The organism is Streptomyces sp. NPDC056231, from assembly GCF_048270745.1.
Classification (GTDB): Bacteria; Actinomycetota; Actinomycetes; order Streptomycetales; family Streptomycetaceae; genus Streptomyces.
Genome location: NZ_JBLVKW010000045.1, coordinates 64,885 through 70,985 on the forward strand (window position 1 = coordinate 64,885; position 6,101 = coordinate 70,985).

Below are 6,101 nucleotides of genomic sequence, written 5' to 3' on the forward strand. Positions count from 1 at the left end.
CTCAGGGCTGTCCCGTCATCCCTGGCGGGCGCATGACGACAGCTGCGGCACCTCGCTGCGTTGCCGGAACGCCCGAATACGCCCAGTATGAGGACGCCCCTTCGCTTTGCGATGCACCGCATCCGGCACCGCGCGCTGATCACCAGGGATTACGGGACAGCCCTTAGCCGACGCCGTCCACACGGCGCCACGTCGCGACCGGGCCCGGGGCGAGGACGTCCTCAGGGGTGACCCAGAATGCCTTCCCCAGCTCGGCGCTGAACTGGGCGCCGGTCCGTCCGTCCCCGGACGACCGGCCGGTCAGACGCCGCCCTATCCACGGCGCCAGATGCTGCCGTGCGAAGCGGAGGTCGTCGACGCGCCGTATCGCCCACCGCGGCGGCACAGCGGCGGGGAGCGGCGTCTGCCAGTCGTGCTCCGGCGGCAGTCCGAGCGTCTGCCAGACTGCCTCGGCCACCCTGTGGTGTCCCTCGGCCGTCAGATGCAGCCGGTCGACGTCCCACAGCCGGGGATCGCCGAGTGCCGGTGCCCCGTACAGGTCGACGACCAGCGCACCGTGGCGGTCCGCCAACTCGTCGACCAGGGCGAACAGCTCCTCCATGCGGGGGCGGAAGCGCTCCATGACCGGTCCGTTGCGGCCGGGGCTGCGCATCAGCACGAGCTTCTTGCACGACGGCGCGAGGCGCTCCACGGCTTCTTCCAGGTGACCGCGCACCATGCCCATGTCGCACTTGGGCCGCAGGGTGTCGTTGAGACCGCCGACCAGCGTGACGACATCCGCCTGCATGGTGGCGGCCGCATCGACCTGCTCGGCCACGATCTGGCGGATCAGCTTCCCGCGCACGGCGAGATTCGCGTACCGGAACCCGGGGGTGCGGGCGGCAAGACGGCTCGCGAGGACATCGGCCCAGCCGCGGTACGAGCCGTCGGGCAGCAGGTCCGACATGCCCTCGGTGAATGAGTCGCCGACCGCGACAAGACTGGTGTACGAGGCATTCATTTCCATGGCCAGGCGATCGTATCGCGGTGAGGCCCGGCCCCTTCCGGGCGCCGCCGCCCCGCGTCCGGTGGCGGGGGGCAGTCGCTGAAAGCCGACCGCCGGCCACGCGGCGCCCCCCGCCACGTGGCCTCGCCGCTCGCGCCCCTGTCGCGGGCCACGCCCGTGAGCGTTCTCGTGTACCCCGCCGCGTACCCCCGGTCCGTCCGTCAGCGTGCCTGCGGCCGTCCGACCAGCTCGCGCAGCACATCCTCCATCGTGACCATGCCGGCAAGTCTGTCGTCCTCGTCGAGCACTGCCGCCAGATGCGTACGGCTCCGGCGCATCGCGGTCAGCACGTCGTCGAGGGGCGTCGCCGCCCGCACCCGGGCGATCGGCCGCATCGCCGTGACAGGGAACGGCACGTCACGCGGCGCGGCGTCGAGGGCGTCCTTCACATGGAGGTACCCCAGGATCCGCTGCTCGCTTTCCAGCACCGGGAAGCGCGAGAATCCGGTCTCGGCCGAGAGCCGTTCCAGCTCCTCGGGCGTCGTCCCGACCCGGGCGCAGACCACCTGCTCGACCGGCAGCACGACATCCCGTACCGGGCGACGGCCCAGCTCAAGTGCGTGGTGCAGCCGCTCGGCGGCGCGGTCGTCGACCAGGCCGGCGTCACCGGCGTCCTGTACCAGCCGGGCCAGCTCGTCGTCGGAGAACGTCGAGGACACCTCGTCCTTCGTCTCCACCCGCAGCAGCTTCAGCAGGGTGTTGGCGAAGGTGTTGACTGTGAAGATCACCGGGCGCAGTGCCCTGGCGAGGGTGACCAGCGGCGGACCGAGCAACAGCACGGTCCGTACCGGCTCGGCCAATGCGACGTTCTTCGGGACCATCTCGCCGAGCAGCATGTGCAGATACGTCGCCAAGGACAGTGCGATCACGAACGAGATCGGATGGACCAGTCCGTGCGGCACACCAACGACGTCGAAGACCGGCTCCAGCAGATGCGCGATGGCCGGTTCGGCGACGATGCCGAGGACCAGCGTGCAGAGCGTGATGCCGAGCTGCGCCGCTGCGAGGAGCGCCGACACATGTTCCAGACCCCAGATGACGCTTCGCGCACGCCGGTTCCCGGCCTCCGCCTGGGGCTCGATCTGGCTGCGGCGCACGGAGATCAGCGCGAACTCCGCGCCGACGAAGAATGCGTTGACGACCAGGGTCAACAGACCGATGAAGAGCTGGACGGTAGTCATCGTCCGTCCTCCGCCTCGTCGTCGGAGCCGGGCAGCGGAGCGTGCAGCAGCGCCCGTGCGGCGCGGCGCCCGGAGGCGTCCACGACGTCGAGCCGCCAGCCGGCCAGCTCGATGCAGTCACCGACGACAGGGATCCGGCCGACTTCCGTGGCGATCAGTCCGGCGAGCGTCTCGTACGGTCCGTCCGGCACCCGCAGTCCGATCGCCCGCAACTGGTCCATGCGGGCGGCGCCGTCGGCCGACCACAGGGTGCGCCCGTCGGCGTCCTCGCCGGCCGGTGCGAGGTCCGGCGTCTCGTGCGGGTCGTGTTCGTCGCGCACCTCGCCGACGACTTCCTCGACGATGTCCTCCAGCGTCACGACACCGGCCGTGCCGCCGTACTCGTCAATGACGACGGCCATCGGGAACTTGCTGGACAACCTGTCGAGCAGCCGGTCCACCGTGAGGCTCTCCGGTACGAGCAGGGACTCGCGCAAAATCTCCGAGACGCGCTTGCGGTGCCTCTCCTCGGCCGGGATCGCCAGGACGTCCTTGATGTGCGCGACACCGACGACGGTGTCGAGGCTGCCCCGGTGGACCGGGAATCGGGAAAGTCCGGTCGCCCGGGTGGCATTGGCGACGTCCTCCGCGGTCGCCTGCACCTCCAGCGCGGTGACCTGCACCCGCGGGGTCATCACGTTCTCCGCGGTCAGTTCGGCCAGATTGAGGGTGCGGACGAACAGCTCCGCGGTGTCCGCCTCCAGCGCGCCCGCCTTGGCCGAGTGGCGGGCGAGCGCCACGAGCTCCTGCGGGCTGCGGGCGGAGGCCAGCTCCTCGGCCGGTTCGAGACCGAAGCGGCGCACGATCCGGTTGGCCGTGTTGTTGAGGTGGCTGATGAAGGGCCGGAAGATCGCGGTGAAGGCACGCTGGGGGGTGGCCACGGCCTTCGCCATGGCGAGCGGCGAGGAGATCGCCCAGTTCTTCGGGACGAGTTCGCCGACGACCATCAGGAAGACCGTGGACAGTGCCGTCCCGAGTACCAGCGCCAGCGAGGACGAGACGCTCGGGGACAGGCCGATGGCCTCCACCGGACCGCGGATCAGCTTCGCGATTGACGGTTCGGAGAGCATGCCGACGACCAGATTGGTGACGGTGATGCCGAGCTGTGCGCCGGAGAGCTGGAAGGTGAGACTGCGCACCGCCTTCATGGCGCTTGCCGCGCCCCGTTCACCCCGCTCCACGGCCCGTTCGAGCTGGCCGCGCTCGACCGTGGTCAGGGAGAACTCGGCGGCGACGAAGGCACCGCAGGCGAGCGAGAGCAGGACCGCCACGAGTAGCAGAAGCACTTCGGTCATCGGTTCACCTCCGTCCCATGATCGGGCAGGGGCAAGAGACTCGCCTGGTGTCGGCGATGTCGGCTACTGGGAGGCTCGCCCATGGGCGGACGCTCACACCTTTCGGAAGAGGGCGGTGCTATGAACACCATGGTAAAGGACGGGCAAAGTTGTGCCCCGTGTGGGTGATCTCCGCGAGCGCCCGAGCCCCCGGTCTCAGTCCTTGAGATGCTTCACCCAGCGGCTCCACTGCGGCTCGGGCGCATACCCCGCCGCGTGCCAGGCGTGGTGCGCGAGCTCGTTGCGGTTCAGCACCATTGCATCGCCCCGCCGTCCGCCCAGCCGTACAAATCGTTCCTCCGCCGCCGTCAGCAGTGCCCGGCCGACGCCCTGCCGCCGCTGGTCCGGATGGACCGCGAGCCGATAGAGGTGGCACCGCCAGCCGTCGAAGCCTGCGATCACGGTTCCGGCCAGCTCGCCGGAGCGTTCCGCCAGGATGAGGGCTCCCGGGTCGCGGGCGACCAGCCGTTCGACGCCGTCCCGGTCGTCGCTGATGCTGATGCCTTCCGCCGCCACTTTCCAGAAGGCGAGGACGGCGTCGAGGTCGGCCGATGCTGCTGCGCGGATTGCGAGGTCATTCATGTCCGTACCCCATCACCGGGCCCGCCGCCCGTCGAACGGATTCCGCCATGCGGTCAGCTCCCCGCGAGTTCCTGGAGGACCGGGGCGAACGCCTCCATGTTCGGCTCCAGCACCGTCAGGTAGGAGAAGCCGTAGCGCTCCCGCTGTTCTCTGAGCTGTTCGGCCATCTGCCGGACCGTGCCCACCGTGACCAGCGGCAGGGCCAGTACCTGGTCCTCGTCGAGGTGAGGTGCCTTCGGCAGCACTTCGCGCACGGCCGCGCGACGGTCGCGGGTGGCCCGGACGCGCTGGATCAGCAGATTCAGTTCGGCCGGACTCTCCCGTCCTGCGGCGAATCGCCGGTAGGCGGCGACACGCCCGTCGAGCTGCTCGGCGGTGATGGGCGTGAGCGTGCCGTTCCGGTCAGCGACGGCCCCCGTGAACGCGACGATGTCAGCAAACTGTGCCGCCAGCCGCAGGACCCGGTCCCCGTTCCCGCCGATCAGCAAGGGCGGCCGGGGCTTCTGCGCGGAGCTCGGCAGCCAGGTGTCGTCGCGCAGCAGGCGGTCCAACTCCTCGACCGTATGCCGCAGATGATCCACCCGGCCGCCGGGGGAGAGGAACTCGATGCCCGCCCGGTCGTGCTCCTCGCGGACGTATCCGGCCCCGATCCCCAGTTCCAGGCGCCCCTCGGTGAGTGCATCCGTACCGGCCGCCTCGCGGGCCAGCAGCGTCGGATTCCAGAAGGCGGCATTCAGTACGAAGGTGCCGACACGGGGCCGCTCCGTGGCCTCGGCGGCGGCCACCAGTGCGGGGAAGGGGGCCGGCATGCCCAGATGGTCGGGGACCAGGATGACGTCATAGCCGAGTTCCTCCGCGCGGCGGCATCGGGCGCGCCACTCGTGCCCACCGGTCGGCGTCAGCATGTTTACTCCGAATCGGAACGGCCTCGCCATGAACTCTCCTTGTGCCGGGACATTCGATGGACAGCCCATTTACTCTCCCAAGGGCGAGCCGCATTTGTACGCCGAATCGCTCCCCTTGCCGGTGCTAGCGATCCCGCGCTAGCTTGGTGGGGTGCCCAAGACTCAGCTGAACGTACGAGTGGACGAGGCCACCGCCGAGGCCGCGCGGCAGCGCGCGCTGCAGAGGGGGATGAGCGTGAACCGCTACATAGAGGAGCTCGTCAAGCAGGATGCGGGCGAAGTCGGACACACCTTTGTCGAAGCGGCTGCCGACTTCATGAAGCAGTACGAGTCGGTGTTCGCCGAGGAGTTCGGCCCGGAGCGCAAAGGTAACCGTTGAACCTCAGGATCGACCTTTCCTGGCTGCTCATGGTCGCCGAGCACAAGACGCCCGGTGACCCGCAGGTCGTCGACTGGGGTGCGCTCGTCGCCGCGGTCGCCCGTCATGAGGCGGAGATCTTCGGCAGCCCCGTCTACAGCGATCCGCACACCAGAGCTGCCGCGCTCCTGCAGTTGCTCCTTCATGTCCCCGCGCTCGAACACTCCAACGCGTTGTTCGGCTCGGCCGTTGCGTACGGTTACCTCGTCGCCTCCGGGCTGAAGGTCATCACCTCGCCCGAGCAGGTGCGGGACCTGGCCCGGCTGGTCAAGGAGGGCAAGGCCGATGTCCGGGCCATCGCCGACGAACTGCGTCAGTGGAGCCTGTGAATCCTTTTGTGTGAGCTTCCTGGAAAGTCCCGCCTGCCGGGCGACGCCTGGCACGCACGCTCGCTGCGTTGTCGGGCCCGCCCCGATACGACCGGTATCGGGGCGACCCTCCGCCTTGCGATCGCAGGCCCCGGACGCCGCCCGGCCCGCCCTACGGGCGCACGACGCTACTGTCGAAACACGCCCTAGAAGACTCATGAAGATCTTGTTGAGGGGCTGTCCGGCCGTAGGCCGGGTGGCCCCTTGGTCTATGTGGTGGCTGGGTTGA

Annotated in this window: 7 protein-coding genes; 2 read left to right on the top strand and 5 right to left on the bottom strand. The window is 69.4% G+C overall.

The genetic code is table 11. The annotated features are described in order from the left end of the window. Positions 1-163: 163 nt before the first annotated feature. The 5 genes from ACNPQM_RS28570 to ACNPQM_RS28590 all read right to left on the bottom strand — a co-directional run bounded on the left by ACNPQM_RS28570 (position 164) and on the right by ACNPQM_RS28590 (position 5,116). Positions 164-1,006: an SGNH/GDSL hydrolase family protein gene (locus ACNPQM_RS28570; RefSeq protein WP_358856139.1), complete on the bottom strand. Its 843-nt coding sequence runs from the start codon at positions 1,004-1,006 to the stop codon at positions 164-166. A gap of 200 nt (positions 1,007-1,206) precedes the next feature. Then, on the bottom strand, positions 1,207-2,226 hold the full coding sequence (locus ACNPQM_RS28575) for a hemolysin family protein (RefSeq protein WP_418086220.1): 1,020 nt from the start codon (positions 2,224-2,226) through the stop codon (positions 1,207-1,209). Further along, positions 2,223-3,560, bottom strand: a complete 1,338-nt coding sequence (locus tag ACNPQM_RS28580) for a hemolysin family protein (RefSeq protein ID WP_418086221.1) — start codon at positions 3,558-3,560, stop codon at positions 2,223-2,225. The genes ACNPQM_RS28575 and ACNPQM_RS28580 overlap by 4 nt, the downstream gene beginning before the upstream one ends. A 195-nt stretch (positions 3,561-3,755) precedes the next feature. Beyond that, the gene (locus ACNPQM_RS28585; protein WP_418086222.1) at positions 3,756-4,181 is read right to left on the bottom strand and encodes a GNAT family N-acetyltransferase; all 426 of its coding nucleotides are present in this window, start codon (positions 4,179-4,181) and stop codon (positions 3,756-3,758) included. A gap of 53 nt (positions 4,182-4,234) precedes the next feature. Continuing rightward, on the bottom strand, positions 4,235-5,116 hold the full coding sequence (locus tag ACNPQM_RS28590; protein WP_358856135.1) for an LLM class F420-dependent oxidoreductase: 882 nt from the start codon (positions 5,114-5,116) through the stop codon (positions 4,235-4,237). Between the two features lie 121 nt (positions 5,117-5,237). Here ACNPQM_RS28590 and ACNPQM_RS28595 point away from each other — a divergent pair, with 121 nt between their 5' ends. Both ACNPQM_RS28595 and ACNPQM_RS28600 read left to right on the top strand, forming a co-directional pair. Further along, complete coding sequence (locus ACNPQM_RS28595) at positions 5,238-5,465, top strand: hypothetical protein (protein ID WP_024493431.1); 228 nt, start codon at positions 5,238-5,240, stop codon at positions 5,463-5,465. Continuing rightward, positions 5,462-5,833, top strand: a complete 372-nt coding sequence (locus tag ACNPQM_RS28600) for a fic family toxin-antitoxin system, toxin component (protein ID WP_358856134.1) — start codon at positions 5,462-5,464, stop codon at positions 5,831-5,833. The genes ACNPQM_RS28595 and ACNPQM_RS28600 overlap by 4 nt, the downstream gene beginning before the upstream one ends. Positions 5,834-6,101 lie beyond the last annotated feature (268 nt).